This window comes from Streptomyces sp. NPDC006655, from assembly GCF_040703965.1.
In the GTDB taxonomy this organism is placed as follows: domain Bacteria; phylum Actinomycetota; class Actinomycetes; order Streptomycetales; family Streptomycetaceae; genus Streptomyces.
Genome location: NZ_JBEYJU010000013.1, coordinates 124,991 through 141,848, shown reverse-complemented (window position 1 = coordinate 141,848; position 16,858 = coordinate 124,991). Strand labels below are relative to the sequence as shown.

At 71.0% G+C, this 16,858-nt stretch carries 17 protein-coding genes and 1 tRNA gene; 7 read left to right on the top strand and 11 right to left on the bottom strand.

The genetic code is table 11. The features are described 5' to 3' along the window. Window positions 1–222: 222 nt before the first annotated feature. Window positions 223–1,443, top strand: coding sequence for an acetyl-CoA C-acetyltransferase (locus AB0958_RS10910; RefSeq protein WP_132894431.1), 1,221 nt, complete (start codon window positions 223–225; stop codon window positions 1,441–1,443). A gap of 270 nt (window positions 1,444–1,713) precedes the next feature. Further along, a complete protein-coding gene (locus AB0958_RS10905; RefSeq protein ID WP_366890027.1) occupies window positions 1,714–2,496 on the top strand; it encodes a hypothetical protein in 783 nt (260 codons plus the stop codon). 180 nt (window positions 2,497–2,676) lie between these two features. Here the strand turns inward: AB0958_RS10905 and AB0958_RS10900 are convergent, their stop codons facing one another. Further along, the gene (locus AB0958_RS10900) at window positions 2,677–2,988 is read right to left on the bottom strand and encodes a hypothetical protein (protein WP_132894434.1); all 312 of its coding nucleotides are present in this window, start codon (window positions 2,986–2,988) and stop codon (window positions 2,677–2,679) included. A 128-nt stretch (window positions 2,989–3,116) separates the two neighbouring features. On the opposite strand from AB0958_RS10900, the gene AB0958_RS10895 reads away from it, so the two are divergent. Beyond that, window positions 3,117–3,347: a DUF4287 domain-containing protein gene (locus AB0958_RS10895; RefSeq protein ID WP_355716349.1), complete on the top strand. Its 231-nt coding sequence runs from the start codon at window positions 3,117–3,119 to the stop codon at window positions 3,345–3,347. A 63-nt stretch (window positions 3,348–3,410) separates the two neighbouring features. Here the strand turns inward: AB0958_RS10895 and AB0958_RS10890 are convergent, their stop codons facing one another. From AB0958_RS10890 to AB0958_RS10865, 6 genes are all read right to left on the bottom strand, one after another. Further along, window positions 3,411–4,271: a Bax inhibitor-1/YccA family protein gene (locus tag AB0958_RS10890; RefSeq protein ID WP_366890026.1), complete on the bottom strand. Its 861-nt coding sequence runs from the start codon at window positions 4,269–4,271 to the stop codon at window positions 3,411–3,413. A 146-nt stretch (window positions 4,272–4,417) separates the two neighbouring features. Beyond that, the gene (locus AB0958_RS10885; protein WP_366890025.1) at window positions 4,418–5,593 is read right to left on the bottom strand and encodes a 4-hydroxybenzoate 3-monooxygenase; all 1,176 of its coding nucleotides are present in this window, start codon (window positions 5,591–5,593) and stop codon (window positions 4,418–4,420) included. A gap of 200 nt (window positions 5,594–5,793) precedes the next feature. Further along, window positions 5,794–6,468, bottom strand: coding sequence for a hypothetical protein (locus AB0958_RS10880; RefSeq protein WP_366890024.1), 675 nt, complete (start codon window positions 6,466–6,468; stop codon window positions 5,794–5,796). A gap of 98 nt (window positions 6,469–6,566) precedes the next feature. After that, on the bottom strand, window positions 6,567–8,474 hold the full coding sequence (locus AB0958_RS10875; protein WP_366890023.1) for a hypothetical protein: 1,908 nt from the start codon (window positions 8,472–8,474) through the stop codon (window positions 6,567–6,569). 88 nt (window positions 8,475–8,562) lie between these two features. Beyond that, window positions 8,563–8,781, bottom strand: a complete 219-nt coding sequence (locus tag AB0958_RS10870; RefSeq protein ID WP_366890022.1) for a hypothetical protein — start codon at window positions 8,779–8,781, stop codon at window positions 8,563–8,565. Window positions 8,782–8,859: 78 nt separating this feature from the next. Continuing rightward, window positions 8,860–9,075, bottom strand: a complete 216-nt coding sequence (locus tag AB0958_RS10865) for a hypothetical protein (protein WP_366890021.1) — start codon at window positions 9,073–9,075, stop codon at window positions 8,860–8,862. 231 nt (window positions 9,076–9,306) lie between these two features. On the opposite strand from AB0958_RS10865, the gene AB0958_RS10860 reads away from it, so the two are divergent. Both AB0958_RS10860 and AB0958_RS10855 read left to right on the top strand, forming a co-directional pair. Beyond that, window positions 9,307–9,696 carry a helix-turn-helix transcriptional regulator gene (locus AB0958_RS10860; RefSeq protein WP_366890020.1) on the top strand — a complete coding sequence of 130 codons (390 nt, stop codon included), beginning with the start codon at window positions 9,307–9,309 and terminating at the stop codon, window positions 9,694–9,696. Window positions 9,697–9,848: 152 nt separating this feature from the next. Further along, complete coding sequence (locus AB0958_RS10855) at window positions 9,849–10,100, top strand: hypothetical protein (protein WP_366890019.1); 252 nt, start codon at window positions 9,849–9,851, stop codon at window positions 10,098–10,100. A 36-nt stretch (window positions 10,101–10,136) separates the two neighbouring features. Here the strand turns inward: AB0958_RS10855 and AB0958_RS10850 are convergent, their stop codons facing one another. The 4 genes from AB0958_RS10850 to AB0958_RS10835 all read right to left on the bottom strand — a co-directional run bounded on the left by AB0958_RS10850 (window position 10,137) and on the right by AB0958_RS10835 (window position 13,129). Next, on the bottom strand, window positions 10,137–11,405 hold the full coding sequence (locus AB0958_RS10850) for an MFS transporter (RefSeq protein ID WP_366890018.1): 1,269 nt from the start codon (window positions 11,403–11,405) through the stop codon (window positions 10,137–10,139). Window positions 11,406–11,461: 56 nt separating this feature from the next. Then, window positions 11,462–11,611 (bottom strand): hypothetical protein, encoded by a 150-nt coding sequence (locus AB0958_RS10845; RefSeq protein ID WP_366890016.1) that lies wholly within the window; start codon window positions 11,609–11,611, stop codon window positions 11,462–11,464. Between the two features lie 196 nt (window positions 11,612–11,807). Beyond that, window positions 11,808–12,749 carry a DUF5937 family protein gene (locus AB0958_RS10840; RefSeq protein WP_366890015.1) on the bottom strand — a complete coding sequence of 314 codons (942 nt, stop codon included), beginning with the start codon at window positions 12,747–12,749 and terminating at the stop codon, window positions 11,808–11,810. Window positions 12,750–13,046: 297 nt separating this feature from the next. Continuing rightward, a tRNA-Leu gene (locus AB0958_RS10835) sits at window positions 13,047–13,129 on the bottom strand. Window positions 13,130–13,542: 413 nt separating this feature from the next. On the opposite strand from AB0958_RS10835, the gene AB0958_RS10830 reads away from it, so the two are divergent. Together AB0958_RS10830 and AB0958_RS10825 are read left to right on the top strand one after the other, a co-directional pair. After that, window positions 13,543–14,316, top strand: coding sequence for an ABC transporter ATP-binding protein (locus tag AB0958_RS10830; protein ID WP_366890014.1), 774 nt, complete (start codon window positions 13,543–13,545; stop codon window positions 14,314–14,316). After that, a complete protein-coding gene (locus AB0958_RS10825) occupies window positions 14,316–16,844 on the top strand; it encodes an FtsX-like permease family protein (protein ID WP_366890013.1) in 2,529 nt (842 codons plus the stop codon). The genes AB0958_RS10830 and AB0958_RS10825 overlap by 1 nt, the downstream gene beginning before the upstream one ends. The last annotated feature ends 14 nt before the right edge of the window (window positions 16,845–16,858 follow it).

Genomic DNA, 16,858 nt, shown 5'->3' with positions numbered 1-16,858 from the left:
GGGGGGGGGTATTGTGGGGTTGCACCCTGGCCCGCCACCCCGTGCGCCGAGCGTGCGTGCCGGGCGTCGCGACGCCGCGGAGATCCATCAGAAGGGCCCTAGGGCCAAGCAAGCGCTTAGAAAGTGCGGTCAGTGTCACACCCCCGCCCCCGTGACCGATGACATACGTACGGGTAACTTCCGAAGCGCCCTGCCAGCCCCTCGCATGCCACTGGAGCCGTGATGCCCGAAGCCGTCATCGTCTCGACCGCCCGTTCCCCGATCGGCCGTGCCGTCAAGGGCTCCCTGAAGGACCTGCGCCCCGACGACCTCACCGCGACGATCATCCAGGCCGCCCTGGCGAAGGTCCCCGAGCTGGACCCGAGGGACATCGACGACCTGATGCTCGGCTGTGGCCTGCCCGGCGGCGAACAGGGCTACAACCTCGGCCGGATCGTCGCCGTGCAGATGGGGATGGACCACCTGCCCGGCACCACGATCACCCGCTACTGCTCCTCGTCCCTGCAGACCAGCCGCATGGCCCTGCACGCGATCAAGGCCGGCGAGGGCGACGTCTTCATCTCGGCCGGCGTCGAGATGGTCTCCCGCTACGCCAAGGGCAGCTCGGACGGCCTCCCCGACACCATGAACCCGCTCTTCGCCGAGGCCCAGGAGCGCACCGCCGCCACCGCCGCCTCGACCGGCTCCACCTGGCACGACCCGCGCGAGGACGGCCTGCTCCCCGACCCGTACATCGCGATGGGCCAGACCGCCGAGAACCTGGCCCGGATCAAGGGCGTCACCCGCCAGGACATGGACGAGTTCGGCGTCCGCTCCCAGAACCTCGCCGAGGAAGCCATCAAGAACGGCTTCTGGGAGCGCGAGATCACCCCGGTGACCCTCCCCGACGGCACGGTGGTCAGCAAGGACGACGGCCCGCGCGCCGGCGTCACGCTGGAGGGCGTCGCGGGCCTCAAGCCGGTCTTCCGCCCCGACGGACTGGTCACCGCCGGCAACTGCTGCCCGCTCAACGACGGCGCCGCCGCGGTCGTCATCATGAGCGACACCAAGGCCCGCGAGCTGGGCCTCACCCCGCTCGCCCGCATCGTGTCGACCGGTGTCACCGGCCTCTCCCCCGAGATCATGGGCCTCGGCCCGGTGGAGGCGAGCAAGCAGGCCCTGCGCCGCGCCGGCCTCACCATCGACGACATCGACCTGGTCGAGATCAACGAGGCGTTCGCCGCCCAGGTGATCCCCTCCTACCGCGACCTGGACATCCCGCTGGAGAAGCTGAACGTGAACGGCGGCGCCATCGCCGTCGGCCACCCCTTCGGCATGACCGGCGCCCGCATCACCGGCACGCTGATCAACTCCCTCCAGTTCCACGACAAGCAGTTCGGCCTGGAGACCATGTGCGTCGGCGGCGGCCAGGGCATGGCGATGGTCATCGAGCGCCTGAGCTGACCCCTGAGTGACCGTCACGGAACCGACCGTGATGCTACGGCCCGGTGTTCGAGAAACCTCCGAACGCCGGGCCGATTTGTGATCCAATCTCCCTCAGGATGTGACCTATCTCCCTCGTGGAGGTATCACAGCAGGTCAGCGCGGCTGCCCCGAGGGACCCCAGGGCCAATTCCCTGTCCGTTTCGTGACGTTACGCACTGACAGCTTGGTAGTCCACCCTTCAAGCTGATGTAGGAAGTCGGGGGTCGACTTTGAACCGGGAGTACGTCAGTGAGCGCCATGCCGATCGCCTTGCTGCTCACCACGGCCGCCACAGGCGCCGTGGGCGTCGCTGTCCTGCGCACCGTACTGAAGCTGCGCCGCCAGGTCGCCGAGCTGCACACCCAGCTTGCCCAGAACCAGGCCGCCGCCATGCGCGCCCTGCTGCCCGGCGCCCGTAGCCACACCGACGCCGAGGCGATACGGGCCGCGGTGGCGGAGGCGCTGGCCGAGGAGCGGGAGCGGGAGCTGGCGGAGGCACGTGCCTTCTGGGCCGCACAGGAGGCCCGCGACGCGTCCGACGCGCCGTCGCTGCTGGGTCTGGCGGACGGTGAGCTGTTCCTGCCCCGGCAGGCCGACTTCGTCGGTCTTGAGCCGGTCGCCGAGCCGGCGGCCGAGACCGACGAGTTCACCGGGGACTCCCCCGAGCTGGCCGCGGCGCGGCGCCGGCACCCGTCCCACCCGGACTTCGTACCGGTGCAGTCGCCGATGGTGAACGACCACGAGCGCACGGTGGCGACGCTGGAGCAGCTGGCCGAGTCCCGGATCGAGCTGTCCGACGTGCGGCCGGGTCCGCTGGGGACGCTGGACGTCTATGTCTTCGCCGACGGCACGACCCTGTGCATGACGCCGGGGCACCGGGAGACGGCGGAGCGGTTGGCTGCCGCCCTGGGTGCCGGGGAGACGCCGTACCTGCTGGGCGGGTCGGGGATCTCGGGCGCGTACACGCTGACCTTCGCGTGCGGCGAAGAGAACGTCTACATCCTGGCGGACCGCGTCATAGCGTCGCTCTGAGGTCCCAGGGCGCGTTCTCGGGTGCGGCGCCATCGTGGCTGGTCGCGCAGTTCCCCGCGCCCCTTTCAGGGGCGCTCACGTCGACGCCCCTGAAAGGGGCGCTGGGGGTACCCCCGGCCGGAGGCTGAGGGAGGAACTGCGCGAGCAACCCCCACACAGCCGCACCCGAGAACGCTCGGCTCACACCCCCGCCCGCTTCTGCGCAGCCTCCACCATCCGCACCGCGTCCCCGACCTCGGCGTCGCTCTCCAGCACCACCGCCAAGTCGTTCCCGGCCACCGTGATTTGGTCGGCCACCGCGAACATCCCCGCGTCCGGCATCTCCCGGACCGTGCCGCCCGGCTCCTCGACGGACTGCGCCCAGTCGGCCAACTGCCGGGCCAGCGCCAGCGCCTCCGCGGCCGCCCCTCTCTGCAACCGACTCTGGGGCGCCGCCCTCAACTTGTCGGCGAAATGCTCCACGGCACGGGTAAGGGGCGTCGTATCAACCACGCCGCGAGCGTAACGCGTCCCGTCGCCTCTTCGGCCAGGACGCGTCGCGACTGTTGCCAACGCGCCAACACTCAGGCACGGTGACGTGAAGGACCGGCTACAACCCCCTTTGCGCACCGGAGGCGCCGATGTCCCAAGTCTTCTCCGAGGAGACCCATCGCAACATGCTCGCCCGCATCCCCCACTGCACCGGTCGTGAAGTGTCCGACTGGCTGCGCACCGTCGACGAAGGCCCGTCCCTCTTCCGCTTCGAGGAAAAGGTCAGCTGGCTCCGCCACGAACACAACCTCGCCTACGGCCACGCGAAGGCGCTGATCCACGAGTACGACCTGAGGAGGGCGGCGCGCAAACTCCTCTAGGCGCCCACAACAGACGGCGAAGGGCCCCGGGGCGGCGCCCCGGGGCCCTTCTCGGCTCACTGGCTAGTCGTTACTGCTGAAGATCGCCACCAGGCGCAGCATCTCGACGTAGATCCACACCAGCGTCATCGTGAGGCCGAACGCGGCCAGCCAGGCCTCGTTCTTCGGGGCGCCGTACGCGATGCCGTCCTCGATCTGCTTGAAGTCGAGGGTCAGGAAGAACGCGCCGAGCAGGATCGCGATGATGCCGACGATCGCGCCGAGCGGGCCGAAGCTGCGCAGTCCGCCGTCCCCGGCGACGCCGAACGCCACCAGCAGCAGGTTGACCGCCATGACCAGCACGAAGGCGATGGCGATGGCCATGCCGATCCGGGCGTAGCGGGCGGTGACCCGGATCCAGCCGGCCCGGTAGACCAGCAGGGTGGCGGCCGAGACCGCCATGGTGCCCAGCACCGCCTGGAACGGGGCGCCGCTCCACTGGCTGTTGTACATCTCGCTGATGACGCCGAGGAAGACGCCCTCGAACGCGGCGTAGCCGAGGATCAGCGCGGGTACCGGGGTGCGCTTGAAGCTCTGGATCAGGGCTAGGACCATCGCGACGATCGCGGAGCCGAAGGCCAGGCCGAAGCTGGTGCTGGAGACCGGCAGCAGGGCCCAGGCGAGGACCGCGCCGACGGCGACCGTGCCCAGCGTCATGGCCGAGCGCAGGACCACGTCGTCCATGGTCATGCGGCCGGTGCCGGCCGGGGCCTGCGGCGGGGCGCCCTGCTGGACGTCCGCCTGCGCGTAGGGGTTGTTCGCGTACGGGTTCTGCGCGTACGGGTTGCCCTGTGCGTACCCGGCCTGCGGCGCGGTGTTGAAGCCCGCGTAGCCGTTGTCGCGGCTGAACCCCCGTCGCGAGAAGACCGGGTTGCTGCTCCTCATTTCACTCCTCCATGGCCACCGTGCGTGGCCTTGGCGTCAAGAGTAATGGATTGGCAAAAGTCTGCCATGCTACCTGGGGAGGATCTTTCCCCCGCCGTGCTGCGCAACACGCCGTGCGGACCCCTCATTCCCGGCTACGGAGGGCTTCATTCCAGGGGAAACCCGGTGTACGCCTCCGCGAGGTCGGTCTCGGCCGCCCGGGAGGAGGCGATCCGGCCGAGCCGGGCCAGCTGGAGCCGGGCGTCGAACGGCGAGTCGTCGGGGCCGGTGTGCAGCAGGGTCGTCATGTCGTAGGAGAACCGCTCGGCCTGCCAGACCCGGCGCAGGCAGGTGGCCGAGTAGGCGTCGAGCAGCTCCGGTGAACCCGTCTCCTTCTCGTGCACCAGGGCCCGCGCGAAGGTCACGACGTCGCCGACCGCCAGGTTCAGCCCCTTGGCGCCGGTCGGCGGCACGATGTGGGCGGCGTCCCCGGCGAGGAAGAGCCGTCCGTGCCGCATGGGCTCGTGGACGTGGGACCGCATGGGCGTGACCGACTTCTGGGTGATCGGGCCCCGCTCGAGACGCCAGTCGTCGTCGGTCTCGAAGCGCCGCTCCAGCTCGTCCCAGATCGCCTCGTCGCTCCAGCTCTGCGCGTCGGTGCCCGCCGGCACCTGGAGGTAGAGCCGGGAGACGGACGGGGAGCGCATGGAGAGCAGGGCGAAGCCGCGGTCGTGGCGGGCGTAGACCAGTTCGTCGTGGGAGGGCGCGACGTCGGCGAGGATGCCCAGCCAGGCGTAGGGGTACGTCCGCTCGAAGACCCTGGAGAGGGACTCGGGGAAGGCGGTGCGGGCCACCCCCCAGAAACCGTCGCAGCCGACGACGTACGCGCACTCCAGGACGTCCTCCCGGCCCTCGTGCCGGAACCGCACCCGGGGCCGCTCGCCCTCGGCGTCCTCCACCGCCAGCGCCTCCGCCTCGAAGAGCAGCGGGCCGCCCTCCGCCAGCTGGAGGGCGATGAGGTCCTTGCAGACCTCGGTCTGCGCGTAGACGGTCACGGACCGCCCGCCGGTCAGGCCGGGGAAGTCCACGCGGTGGCGCTGCCTGGCGAACCGCAGCTCGATGCCGTCGTGGCGCAGCCCCTCGCGGTCCATGCGCTCCCCGGCGCCGGCCGCGCGCAGCACGTCCACCGTGCCCTGCTCCAGGATCCCGGCACGCTGGCGGTGCTCGACGTAGGCGCGGTCGCGGCTCTCCAGGACGACCGAGTCGATGCCCGCGTTGTGCAGCAGCCGGGCGAGGAGGAGCCCGGCGGGTCCGGCTCCGATGATGCCGACGGTGGTGCGCATCGGTCGTTCCCTTCCGTCCCTTCACCCCGCCTGTTCGCGTGGTGAACTTTCCTTCACTGATGTCCCCGAAGTCTCCTTCCGGTCGTACCCCGTGTCAATGGACACGGCCGGCCGCCGGGTCCACGAGAGGCGGTCGTGGACCCGGCGGCCGGCGTGCGGTGCGCGGTGTGTGGTTGCCGTGCGGCGGCGGGGCGCGGGGGTCAGCGGCCCTGGGGCCAGCCGTCCAGGTGGCGGTGGAGCGTGACGTCGGCCTTCGGGTCGCCCTTGGGGGCGTTCGCGACCGCGTCGTGCAGGACGGTGGTGACCTCGCCGGCGAGCCCGTCGACCCGGGTGCGCAGGTCGGCGGCGGGCAGCGTGGACCGGGTCAGCGCGTCGAGCCGGCGGTGGATGTCGGCGAGCTTGTCCTGGGTGGCCTGGTCGAAGCGCAGCGCGGTCGGCGTGGAGACCACGAACTGGTAGGCGCCCGCCAGCGTCTGGCAGCCCGTGCACTCCTTGTTGGCGGCGTCGCTGAGGTTCAGGGCGTTGAGGTGCGTGTGCTCCCCGGCGATCGTGACGATCTGGAAGGACAGCGCGACCGAACGGCAGTGGTCGTCCGCGGAGCAGCCGGCCGAGACGGCGTTGGCCTGGTTGCGGACGGCCGCGGCGTTCACCGTGCCGAACTGACGGACCGTGAACGAGTCCCGGGTCTGGGTGTGGTGGCCTCGGTCGGCGTGGCTGAACACGTGGTCCGAGGCGAACGCGGCGTGCGGCGCCGCGGTGGCCGCCTGGGCGGGCACGGCGGTGGCCGCACCCGCGAGCCCGGCGGCGAACAGGCCGATCCGGACGGCCCGCCGGGTGAGCGGACTGGTGGCGTGTGGTTTTCGGTGACTGCTCATGGAGTGCTCCTGTGCTCCTGTACTGCTGCGGTAAGCGATGAGTGGGACGACGGCCCGGTGCCGGCGGATGCCGTACGGCGGCACCGGTGCCGCCGTCGTCAGGACGTCGCCGGGGCCGGGCTCGGCGGGTCGCTGGCCGGTGGCGGGGACACGCTGGGCGGCGGCGACACCGGGACGCTCTCCGACGGGGTGGGCGTCTGCGTCACCGCGACGCTCTCCGACGGGGTGGGCGTCGGTCCGGTGGCCGTGCCCCCGCTGGACGGCGTCGGCGACGTGCCGGTCCCGGCGCCGGGACGGACCGGCACCGAGGCGGACGGCGACGCCGAGGCGGACGCGCCGCGTGACGTCTGCTCGTCCGAGGGCGCGCCGCTCGGCCCGGCCGAGGCCGCCGGGGCCCCGGACACCGGGTCCGAGGGCCGGCCCGAGCCGTCGGACGGCCGGTCGGGGGTCGAGGCCCGCCGGGTCGGCGGCGCCGTGGTCGGCACCCCGGGCTGCAGGATCGGTGCGATCGGCGGCTGCTTGGGCAGCGGCTTCGGCGTCACCCCGGACACCCAGGCGTAGCTGAGCCCGGTGAGCGTGGCCAGGGCGAGCGCGCAGACCACGAGCCGGAGTCCGGGGCGGCCGTCCGTCGACCGCTTCGCGGCCCGGAAGATCCGGCCGCCGATCTTCACGGACAGATAGACGACACCGGCCATCGGGCAGAGCAGCATCACGCAGCCGATCGTCCCGACCAGCCCCTCGACGATCTTCCCGTCCACGAACGCCGAGCCGGTGCCGAGCAGTTGCTCGGTCAGCGAGCGGGTCATCGTGGTGAGGATCCTGGGCAGGTTCCACAGCGCGTACCCGAGTTCGCCGATGATCAGCGGGACCATCGTCAGCACCCAGGTGGCGACGATGGCCCGCGCCGACTTCTTCAGCCCGGCGACCTCCTCGCGGGCCTTGTCCCCCTTCGCTCCCGGGACCAGGGCCAGCAGGATCGGTCTGATCTTGCCGTACAGGTCCGGGACGCCGGCCAGGTCGCCGAGGATGTAGTAGCCGTCCAGCCGTACGGCCGGCATCAGCTGTTCCATGATCTCGAAGTGCCCGAGGTACACCGTGGCCAGGAAGAACTGGGCCCCGGTGGCGAAGTAGGCGCCGGCCATGGCCAGCATGAAGACGACGTTGAAGTACACGCCGCCCAGGTCGGTGCGGAGCCGGCCGGCCCGTCCGATCCGGTAGACGTCGGTGACGTCCGTGTACATGGAGGGCCAGATGAGGAAGAGCCCGCACCCGATGCAGCCGGGGCGGGCTCCGCCGTATCTGCACGCGGAGGCGTGGCCGAACTCGTGGAAGACGAGGGAGGCCACGGTGAGCACGAAGACGACGAGGATCAGCACCGGCTGGTCGAGCACCTGCAGGACGGGCTCGATCGCCCCGAAGAACCCGAACAGCCAGACGTCCATGGCGACGGCCGAGCCCAGCACCAGCGCGACCACGGCCGGCCGGTGCAGCCACGCCAGCGAACGCGCGATCTTCGTCGTGCGCCGCTCGTCGAAGATGACCCGGTGGCCCTTGAGGGCGAGCAGCAGGTCGGAGCGCGGGGCGTCGACCTCGTCGTCCTCCTGGCCCTCCGGGACCGTCACGCCCAGCGGCTGGAGCTTCTTCTCGACGAGGAAGCGGATGTTCTCCCCGCTGACCTCGCGGCCGAAGCGGGCGCTGACCCGGTGCGCGATGGCCTCGGCATCGCGGACGCCGTCGACCGACGACGCCACCAGGTACAGCAGCCTGGACAGCTGCACGACCTGCCCGTCCCCCCGACGGGCGATGTACTTGGGCTCGGTGAATCCCGACCCCTGGTACTCGCCGTGCAGCCGCAGTCCCGCGCTCAGCCTCGGGACCGGCGACGGCGCCTCCACCACCGGCAGGTTGCCCGTCGCCACCTGCTCGTAGGTCACCGGCCAGCCGCCGGGTCCGGGCACCGGGCCCGTGTCGTACAGCGCGGCGGTCCCGTCTCCGAGCACCGTCATATGTGGTCTCCCCCCGGATCCCCCATGAAGTTCCCCCCGACACCCAGGAGCGCCACCGCCGGGGCGACGGCGGTGGCGCTCGCGGGGACTACTGGGTGACGCTGATCGTCTGGGCGGCCTGCGACTCGGCGGACGACCACAGGGAGTGGTCGTTCAGCGCGGCCGACTGGTTCGACGCGTCGATGTTGGCGATGTGCTTGGTGACGTTGACGGTCTTGCCGAAGCTGAACTTCAGCCGGCCCAGGGCCTCACGGCCGGGGAGCAGCTCGGCGGACTCGTTCTCCAGCTCGTTCATGTCCATGCTCATGACGGATGTCCTTTCGGTACGTGTGCGGTGAGATCGGTGTGGGTCCGGATGGTCCCGGCGCCGGGCGCCGGGACGGTGTTACTGGGTGACGCTGATGGTCTGGGCGGCGCCGGAGTCGGCCACCGACCACGCGGAGTGGTCGTTCAGGGCGGCGGACTCGTTGTGGGCGCTGATGTTCGCGACGTGCTTGGTGACGTTGACCGTCTTGCCGAAGCCGAACTTCAGCCGGCCCAGGGCCTCACGACCCGGCAGCAGCTCCGCGGACTCGGCCTCGAGCTCATGGGCGTCCATCATGATCATTTCCCCCTCAGGGATAGAACATTTCCGATCGGACCGAGTCAGGTTCCCCCCGGACTCTGTCCAATCTGGTCGGACGTGCTGTCCAACGAGATTGGACACTACGGGCTCGGAGACCCCTCGCGCAACCCCTTCGGAGAATCACCCTCTCGGCCGATCGGCTACCCGCCCGTAGAATCGGCCCCGACATGGCGGACTCCGCCCGTGGCGAGCAGGAAGTGACGGTCAGTGGCCAACGCACTGCAGCAGTTGATCCGTGAGCACCTCGACCGCAAGGGCTGGTCCTACGGTGACGTGGCGCGCCGCGGCTCCGTCCCCCGCTCCACCGTCCACCACCTGGCCACCACGGAACGGGTGGTCCGCATGCCCCAGACCACGACCCTGGAAGGCCTGGCCAAGGGGCTGGACCTGCCGCTGGAGACGGTGCGCCGGGCCGCCGCCGAGGCGTGCGGGATCCACGTGTACGACACCGCGCCGGACGCGGACCCGAACGCGCCCGCCGCCGACCCCGAGGTCGCCCTGCTGATCGCGAGCGTCCAGAAGCTGTCGTCCGACGACCGCCGGCACGTCGCGGCCCTCGTCGAGTCGCTGCTGGACCGCTCCCCGCGGGAGAAGTGACCGCCGCCTTCACACTCCCGGGTGTATTTCCGTCAACCCGGGTAAAGAATCCGACTCCGCACGAAACCGCCAGGCTCCGGGACTAGTCTCTCGTCCTGCCCGGCAGGCGAGAGCCGCACGACCACGGGCTCTCAGGGGGAAATGTGTTGTTCGTGCACGGCGGACCCGCTACGGCCGTGGTCCGGGGCCCCGACGGCGAGTCCGTCGTCCTGCTGTCCGGGGAACTGCCCGAGGTGCTCACCGACGCGTCGGTGAGCGAACTCCTGGACCTGGCGGCGGCCATCCTGGACACCGGCGAACTCGCCCTCTTCGAACAGTGCCTGCGCGCCCTGCGCCGCAACGGGATGCGCGCGGGCCGCCGCATCGAGGTCGACGGGGCGGTCCTGACCGTGTACGAGGGGTGAGCCGGCGCCGCCCACCGGTCCCGGCCGCCCAAGGTGTCAGTCCATGGTCAGTTGGTGACCGGCCGCGTCCGCGGTGTCCGGCGCCGGTGCACCCTGGCGGCCCAGGGCGCGCTCCCCCCAGCGCACGACCGGCACCATCGCCAGACCGGCCGCGACGAAGAGCGCGCCGAGCAGGATCCAGCCGGGCGCGCCCCAGTAGACGAGGAGCCCGGTCAGCGCGAGCGGGCCCACGATCTCGGCCACCGTCAGCCCCGACCCGAGGAACGCCTGGTACTGCCCGTGCTTGCCGTCCGGGGCGAGCCCGAAGCCGATCTCCCAGCTGCCTGCCGTCTGCAGCATCTCGCCGACCGTCTGCACGCCCGCGGCGGCGATCAGCAGCAGCACCGCCGACCAGGCCGAACCGCCACTGCCGGAGAAGGCGAAGACCACGCAGCCCGCGCCGAGCAGCAGCCCGCCGCGCACCACGTAGCGCGCCCCGCTCGCCAGGTCGGTCACCCCGCGGGCCACGCGCACCTGGAGGACCACGACGGCGAGCGTGTTGAGCACGAACATCACCGACAGCACCCATGTGGGGGCCTCGGTGTGGTGGACGATCCACAGCGGCAGCGCCACGTCGATCAGCGGCACGTGCAGCACAAGGATCAGGTTGAGCAGGCTGACGGCGACGTAGGGCCGGTCCCGGAACACCGTCTTCGTCCGCTCGCCGTCGGCGGGCGCCGGAGCGGAGGCGACGGGCGGCACCCGCCGCAGCACCGCGGCGGCCACGGCGAAGGCCACGGCATTGAGTGCGAACGCCGCGAGGTAGGCCCCCCGCGTGTCGAAGAGCAGCACCACGCCGCCGAGCGCGGCACCCACGGAGAGCCCCGCGTTGTAGCCGGCCTGGAGCAGGGCACGGACCTTGGTGAGGTTCTCCTTGGGCACCACCCCGGCCAGCAGGGCCTGCTGGGCCGCGGAGCCGCTGCGCTGCCCCACCGCGTACAGGCACGCGGAGAGCAAGAACAGCGGGAAGGAACGCACCACCAGGTACGAGCCGACGGCCACCGCCGCGCACAGGAAGAAGAACACCGCCGTCCCCCGCGCCCCGCGCCGGTCGGCCACGTGTCCCAGCGGCACGCTCAGGGCCAGCGCCACCGTCCAGGCGATGGTCAGGCCGAGACCCAGCTGGGCCGCGGACAAGCCGACGACCTGGGTGAAGAACAGGGCCGCCGTCACGTAGTACGCGCCGTCACCGGTCCTGCTGATCAACTGGGCCAGGGCGAGCGTACGCGCCGGTCCGGGCGGAGGGACAAGGCTCTTCTTGTTCATGTGACTCCTCGGGCGGGCCCGCCAGGTCGTGTGCTCGCCATTGCTGTGGGGGACGGTCATGGAGCGATCGGGCCGAGCGCCTCCGCGGCGGCCGCGAGGTGAGAGGTGTCGTGGAGCGCGGAGAGCGCGAACAGGGCGGCGTTCCCCCAGTGCCGCTCCCGCGACCGAGCCACGTCGCCGATCAGATGCAGCCTGGCCGCGGCCACGTCCGCCGCGACCAGGGGCGGCCCTCAGCCGCCTGTCCTCCACCCCCTGCGGAAGGCCACGGGCCCGCGCCCTCTCGGTCGGCGTCGCGCGATGAGCCAAACACACCTGCGAGGGCGCCCCCAACGCTTTTAGCCCCCGCTAAAACCGGCCCGGGACACACGTCCTCGGCGGGTCGGCCGGTCCCGCGCGCTCCGGTCAGGCCGAGAAGCGCCCGGCGCCCGACGCCACGACGCCTGCCACGAGCGCCTCACCCGTCTCGGTGAGCGAGTGGATGACGCGCCGGCCGTGGCGGCGGCTCGTCACCAGGTCGCAGTCGCGCAGTACCGCGATGTGCTGGCTGATGGCACCGGGGGTGACGTGGATCGCCTCGGCCAGATCGCCGGTGGAGGCAGGCACCATGAGGGCCTCCAGCACCGCGGAGCGGACGCTGCCGAGCAGCGCGGCCAGCGGGCTCGGCCGGTCCGAGGCGTGGCGGTTCCACACCCCTTCGACGCCCGGCCCGGGATAGACGATCATCGACTGCTGCGGCGGCGTCATGGTGAGCACCTCCGGCCGGCAGAACACGCTCGGTACGAGCACGATGCCCCGGCCGCCCAGGTCCTCCTGGTAGTCGTAGGCACTGCGCACGGTGAGTTCCTGCTGCCTCCAGGCGATGCGGGGGTGCAGGGAGGAGAACACGGGGGCCGCCCCGGAACTCTCGATCACCTTCATACGGGAGCGGATGTCGGACTGGAGTCCGCCGTACAGCTGCCGCCAGTGCGGCTCCAGCGCGAGGGTCCAGTACGTGTGGAGCTGTTCGGTGACCCGGGCGAGGGCCTGCGCCGGCTGAGCCAGCAGGTGCCGGTGCAACGACACCGCCTCCTGCCGCCAGGTCGGCGGCGTGCCGGGGTCCGCGGCCATCCAGGACACTTCGGCGACGAAGCGCTCACCCGGGGTCGCGCGCACCATCTCCAGTTCCTCGGCGATCTTCCGCGGCCCGGTGCCGTCGGGCGGCGGGGTAAGGAAGTCCGGTACGTATCCGGCGGGCGGGATCAACGCGCGTAGCAGCAGGAGATCCGTGGACCTCAGCTTCGCGCGGACGTCGTCGGCCCACGGCTGGTACCGCCTTCTGCGTTCCGCCGAGGCCAGCATGCGCATGCTGTACACGGTCTCTCCGAGTGGAGAGGGCGAGAATCGAACCCTGGCGATGTCGTCCGCGGTCGCCGAGAAGCGGATCACGTTTCCCCCATGTCCCCGGCGTCGCCCCGGTGGTGGCGAAGCCGCTCAGGGAGACGACAGGTCCCCGGAACGACGACGGTGGGCCGGGAAGCGGACGGATGTTCTCCGCACCGTCGGCCGCCAGGCCGCCGCCGGAGCCGCCGCCCGACGAGCCAGGCGGTGACGTCACCGCACTTGTCGGACATTCCGGAAGGTCAGCCGCAAGAGCAGCGAAAGTGCCCGGAACCGGACTTGAACCGGTACGCCCGCGAGGGGCAGCGAGGTTTAAGCTCGCCGTGTCTGCATTCCACCATCCGGGCAGGCCATAGGCTCCGCGTACGAGGCTCCGACCCTATCGGGAGGCGTCCCCCGAACAGCGGACGGGCGACCCGATGTTGTCTTATTTTATTGACGTCTGAGGGTGCATCAGCCGCCGGAACGGGCCATCCGCACTTGCCAATAGCGTTACGCGCGGTGGGTGCGCACGTACGCGGAATGACGGAATTTCACCGTCCGAACAAGGGGGCTCCACCTGTTCTCGACGCACCGGAGTGATCAATTCCGGATCGTGCCCTCGGGGTCGGCCGTCATCCCCAGGTAGGAGATCGCGCCCTCCGGTCCGACCTCGGTCGCCCCCCGGAACCGGAGCTGCGGCTGACTCCACGCGCCGACGGGGCGGAGACGATGGTGCGGTCCCGTCACCGAACGCCGTCGTCCCGAGGAGCACCCTTCCGTGTCCACCACACCAATCGCCGACCGGCGGACCACCTCCGTGGCCGCACGCGCCACGGACCTCTCGAAGATCTACGGCCAGGGCGAGACCCAGGTGGTCGCCCTGGACCGGGTCACCGTCGAATTCCGGCAGGCCGAGTTCACCGCGATCATGGGGCCGTCCGGTTCCGGCAAGTCCACGCTGATGCACTGCGTGGCCGGCCTCGACACCTTCTCCTCGGGTTCGGTGCGGATCGGCGACACCGAGCTGGGCTCCCTGAAGGACAAGCAGCTGACCAGGTTGCGCCGGGACAAGATCGGGTTCATCTTCCAGGCCTTCAATCTGCTGCCGACCCTGACCGCCCTGGAGAACATCACCCTCCCGATGGACATAGCGGGCCGCAAGCCCGACAAGGAGTGGCTGGACAGCGTGATCGGGATGGTCGGCCTCAAGGACCGGCTCGGCCACCGCCCCGCACAGCTCTCCGGCGGCCAGCAGCAGCGCGTCGCCGTCGCCCGCGCCCTCGCCTCCCGGCCGGAGATCATCTTCGGTGACGAGCCGACCGGCAACCTCGACTCCCGCTCCGGCGCCGAGGTGCTGGGCTTCCTGCGCAACTCGGTGCGTGAACTCGGCCAGACGGTGGTCATGGTGACCCACGACCCGGTGGCCGCCGCCTACGCGGACCGCGTGGTCTTCCTGGCGGACGGCCGGATCGTGGACGAGATGTACCGGCCCAGCGCCGAAGGCGTCCTCGACTTCATGAAGCAGTTCGACGCGAAGGGCCGTACCAGCTGATGTTCCGCACCGCGCTGCGCAACGTCCTCGCGCACAAGGCCCGGCTGCTGATGACCGTGCTCGCCGTCATGCTGGGCGTCGCGTTCGTCTCGGGCACCCTCGTCTTCACCAACACCATCTCGGACGCCTACCAGAACAGCTCCGCCAAGGGCTTCAAGGGCGTCGACGTCGCCGTCACCGCCAAGTACCAGGACTCCAAGGGCGACAAGGTCGGCAGGACGCCCGACCTCACCCAGGCGGTGCTCGCCAAGGCGGCGAAGGTCCCCGGGGCCGCCTCCGCCACCGGGGTCGTCTCCGGCTTCACCGCCATCGCCGACAAGGACGGCAAGCTGATCGGCGGCGGCTGGCAGTCCGAGGGCGGCAACTACTGGGGCACCAAGGACGCCCGCTACCCGCTGGTCGGCGGCCACGCGCCGAGCGGCGCGGACGAGGTGCTGATCGACTCCAGGACCGCCGAGCGGGCCGGTTACAAGGTCGGCGACACCGTGCGCATCTCGGTGAACGGCCCGGTCCTCACCCCGAAGATCGCCGGCATCTTCACCACCGACGACGGCAACGTCACGGCCGGCGGCAGCCTCGCCCTGTTCGACACCGCGACCGCGCAGCAGCTGTTCGGCAAGAAGGGCGCGTACGACGAGATCGACGTGACCGCGAAGTCCGGCACCGGTCAGGCCACCCTCAAGTCCCAGCTGGACTCGGCCCTTCCGACGAAGCTCGTGAAGACCACCACCGGCCACAAGCTCGCCGCCGACCAGGCGGAGCAGATCTCCAGCAGCATGAGCGGCCTGCGCCAGGGCCTGCTGGTCTTCGCCGGCATCGCGCTGTTCGTCGGCACGTTCATCATCGCCAACACCTTCACCATGCTGGTCGCCCAGCGCACCAAGGAGCTGGCGCTGCTGCGGGCGGTCGGCGCCTCCCGCCGCCAGGTGACCCGTTCGGTGCTGATCGAGGCGTTCGTGGTCGGCGCGGTGGCCGGCGTGACCGGTCTGGTCGCCGGTATCGGCATCGGCGCCGGACTGCGCTCGCTGCTCGGCTCGTTCGGCGCGACCGTCCCGGACGGCCCCCTGGTGATCACGCCGGGCACGGTGGCCGCCGCGCTCGCCGTCGGCGTCGTCATCACCATGCTGGCCGCCTGGCTGCCCGGCCGCCGCGCCGCGAAGATCCCGCCGGTCGCCGCGATGAGCGCCCTGCACGCGGCCCCGACCACCAAGTCCCTGGTGCTGCGCAACACGATCGGCGCCCTGTTCTCGGCCGCGGGCGTGGCGGTGATCCTGGCGGCGACGACCATGAGCGGCAGCGACGGCCAGGCCCCGATGGGTCTCGGCGCGGTCCTCCTCATCATCGGTGTCTTCGTCCTCACCCCGCTGCTCTCCCGCCCGCTGATCGCGGCGGCGGCCCCGCTGCTGCGCGGGTTCGGCGTGTCCGGGAAGCTGGCCCGCCAGAACTCGGTGCGCAACCCGCGCCGTACCGCCGCCACCGCCTCCGCGCTGATGATCGGCCTGACCCTGATCACCGGTATGACGGTGATGGCGGGCAGCCTGCAGAAGTCCATCGACAAGATGGCGAGTTCCGCGATCCGCGCGGACTACGTCGTCTCGATGGCCAACGGCAACGCGCTCTCCCCCGACGTCGCGAAGAAGGTCGCGGCCACGGACGGCGTCACCGCCTCCAGTCCGCTGCGCAACGCACCCTCCCGGATCGACGGCGACACCGAGTACCTGACCGGCGTCGACGGGGCGGCGATCGGCAGGCTGACCGACCTCACGGTCGACAGCGGCGCCTTCCGGGTCGGCGGCTCGGACGTCGTCGTGGACGACGACACCGCGACGTCGCACGGCTGGAAGGCGGGCTCCGCCTTCACCGTCCACTTCGAGGACGGCACGGCGCGGCGGATGACGGTCGCCGGGGTCTACCAGGGCAACCAGATGATCAACGGGATCATGCTCGACAACGCCACGCTCACCCCGCACCAGACCGACCCGGCCGACATGCAGGTCATGGTCAAGACGGCGGACGGGGCGTCGGGCGCGGCCAAGGACAAGCTGGAGAAGGCCCTCGGCTCCAACCCGGCGATCAAGGTCCAGGACAAGCAGGACCTGTCGAACTCCATCGCACAGGCCTTCACGCTGATCCTGAACATGGTCTACGGCCTGCTCGCGATGGCGGTGATCGTCGCGGTCCTCGGCGTCGTCAACACCCTGGCCATGTCGGTGTTCGAACGCTCCCAGGAGATCGGCATGCTGCGCGCGATCGGCCTGGACCGCAAGGCGGTCAAGCGGATGGTCCGCCTGGAGTCCCTGGTCATCTCGCTCTTCGGCGGGGTGCTCGGCATCGGCCTGGGCGTGTTCTTCGGCTGGGCGGCCGGGCAGCTGGTCGGCGCGAAGATGCCCACCTACGAACTGGTCCTGCCGTGGACCAGGATGGCGGTCTTCCTCCTGCTGGCCGGCGTGGTCGGCGTGCTGGCCGCCCTGTGGCCGGCCCGGCGCGCGGCCCGCCTGAACATGCTGTCGGCGATCAAGTCCGAGTAGCGGCGGGTACGCCG

Bases quoted from the DNA above. Each gene is read 5' to 3' on its own strand.
- AB0958_RS10910 (WP_132894431.1), top strand. From the start codon at position 223: ATGCCCGAAGCCGTCATCGTCTCGACCGCCCGTTCCCCGATCGGCCGT.
- AB0958_RS10895 (WP_355716349.1), top strand. From the start codon at position 3,117: ATGTCCCAAGTCTTCTCCGAGGAGACCCATCGCAACATGCTCGCCCGC.
- AB0958_RS10890 (WP_366890026.1), bottom strand. From the start codon at position 4,271: ATGAGGAGCAGCAACCCGGTCTTCTCGCGACGGGGGTTCAGCCGCGAC.
- AB0958_RS10885 (WP_366890025.1), bottom strand. From the start codon at position 5,593: ATGCGCACCACCGTCGGCATCATCGGAGCCGGACCCGCCGGGCTCCTC.
- AB0958_RS10880 (WP_366890024.1), bottom strand. From the start codon at position 6,468: ATGAGCAGTCACCGAAAACCACACGCCACCAGTCCGCTCACCCGGCGG.
- AB0958_RS10875 (WP_366890023.1), bottom strand. From the start codon at position 8,474: ATGACGGTGCTCGGAGACGGGACCGCCGCGCTGTACGACACGGGCCCG.
- AB0958_RS10870 (WP_366890022.1), bottom strand. From the start codon at position 8,781: ATGAGCATGGACATGAACGAGCTGGAGAACGAGTCCGCCGAGCTGCTC.
- AB0958_RS10865 (WP_366890021.1), bottom strand. From the start codon at position 9,075: ATGATGGACGCCCATGAGCTCGAGGCCGAGTCCGCGGAGCTGCTGCCG.
- AB0958_RS10850 (WP_366890018.1), bottom strand. From the start codon at position 11,405: ATGAACAAGAAGAGCCTTGTCCCTCCGCCCGGACCGGCGCGTACGCTC.
- AB0958_RS10840 (WP_366890015.1), bottom strand. From the start codon at position 12,749: ATGCGCATGCTGGCCTCGGCGGAACGCAGAAGGCGGTACCAGCCGTGG.
- AB0958_RS10825 (WP_366890013.1), top strand. From the start codon at position 14,316: ATGTTCCGCACCGCGCTGCGCAACGTCCTCGCGCACAAGGCCCGGCTG.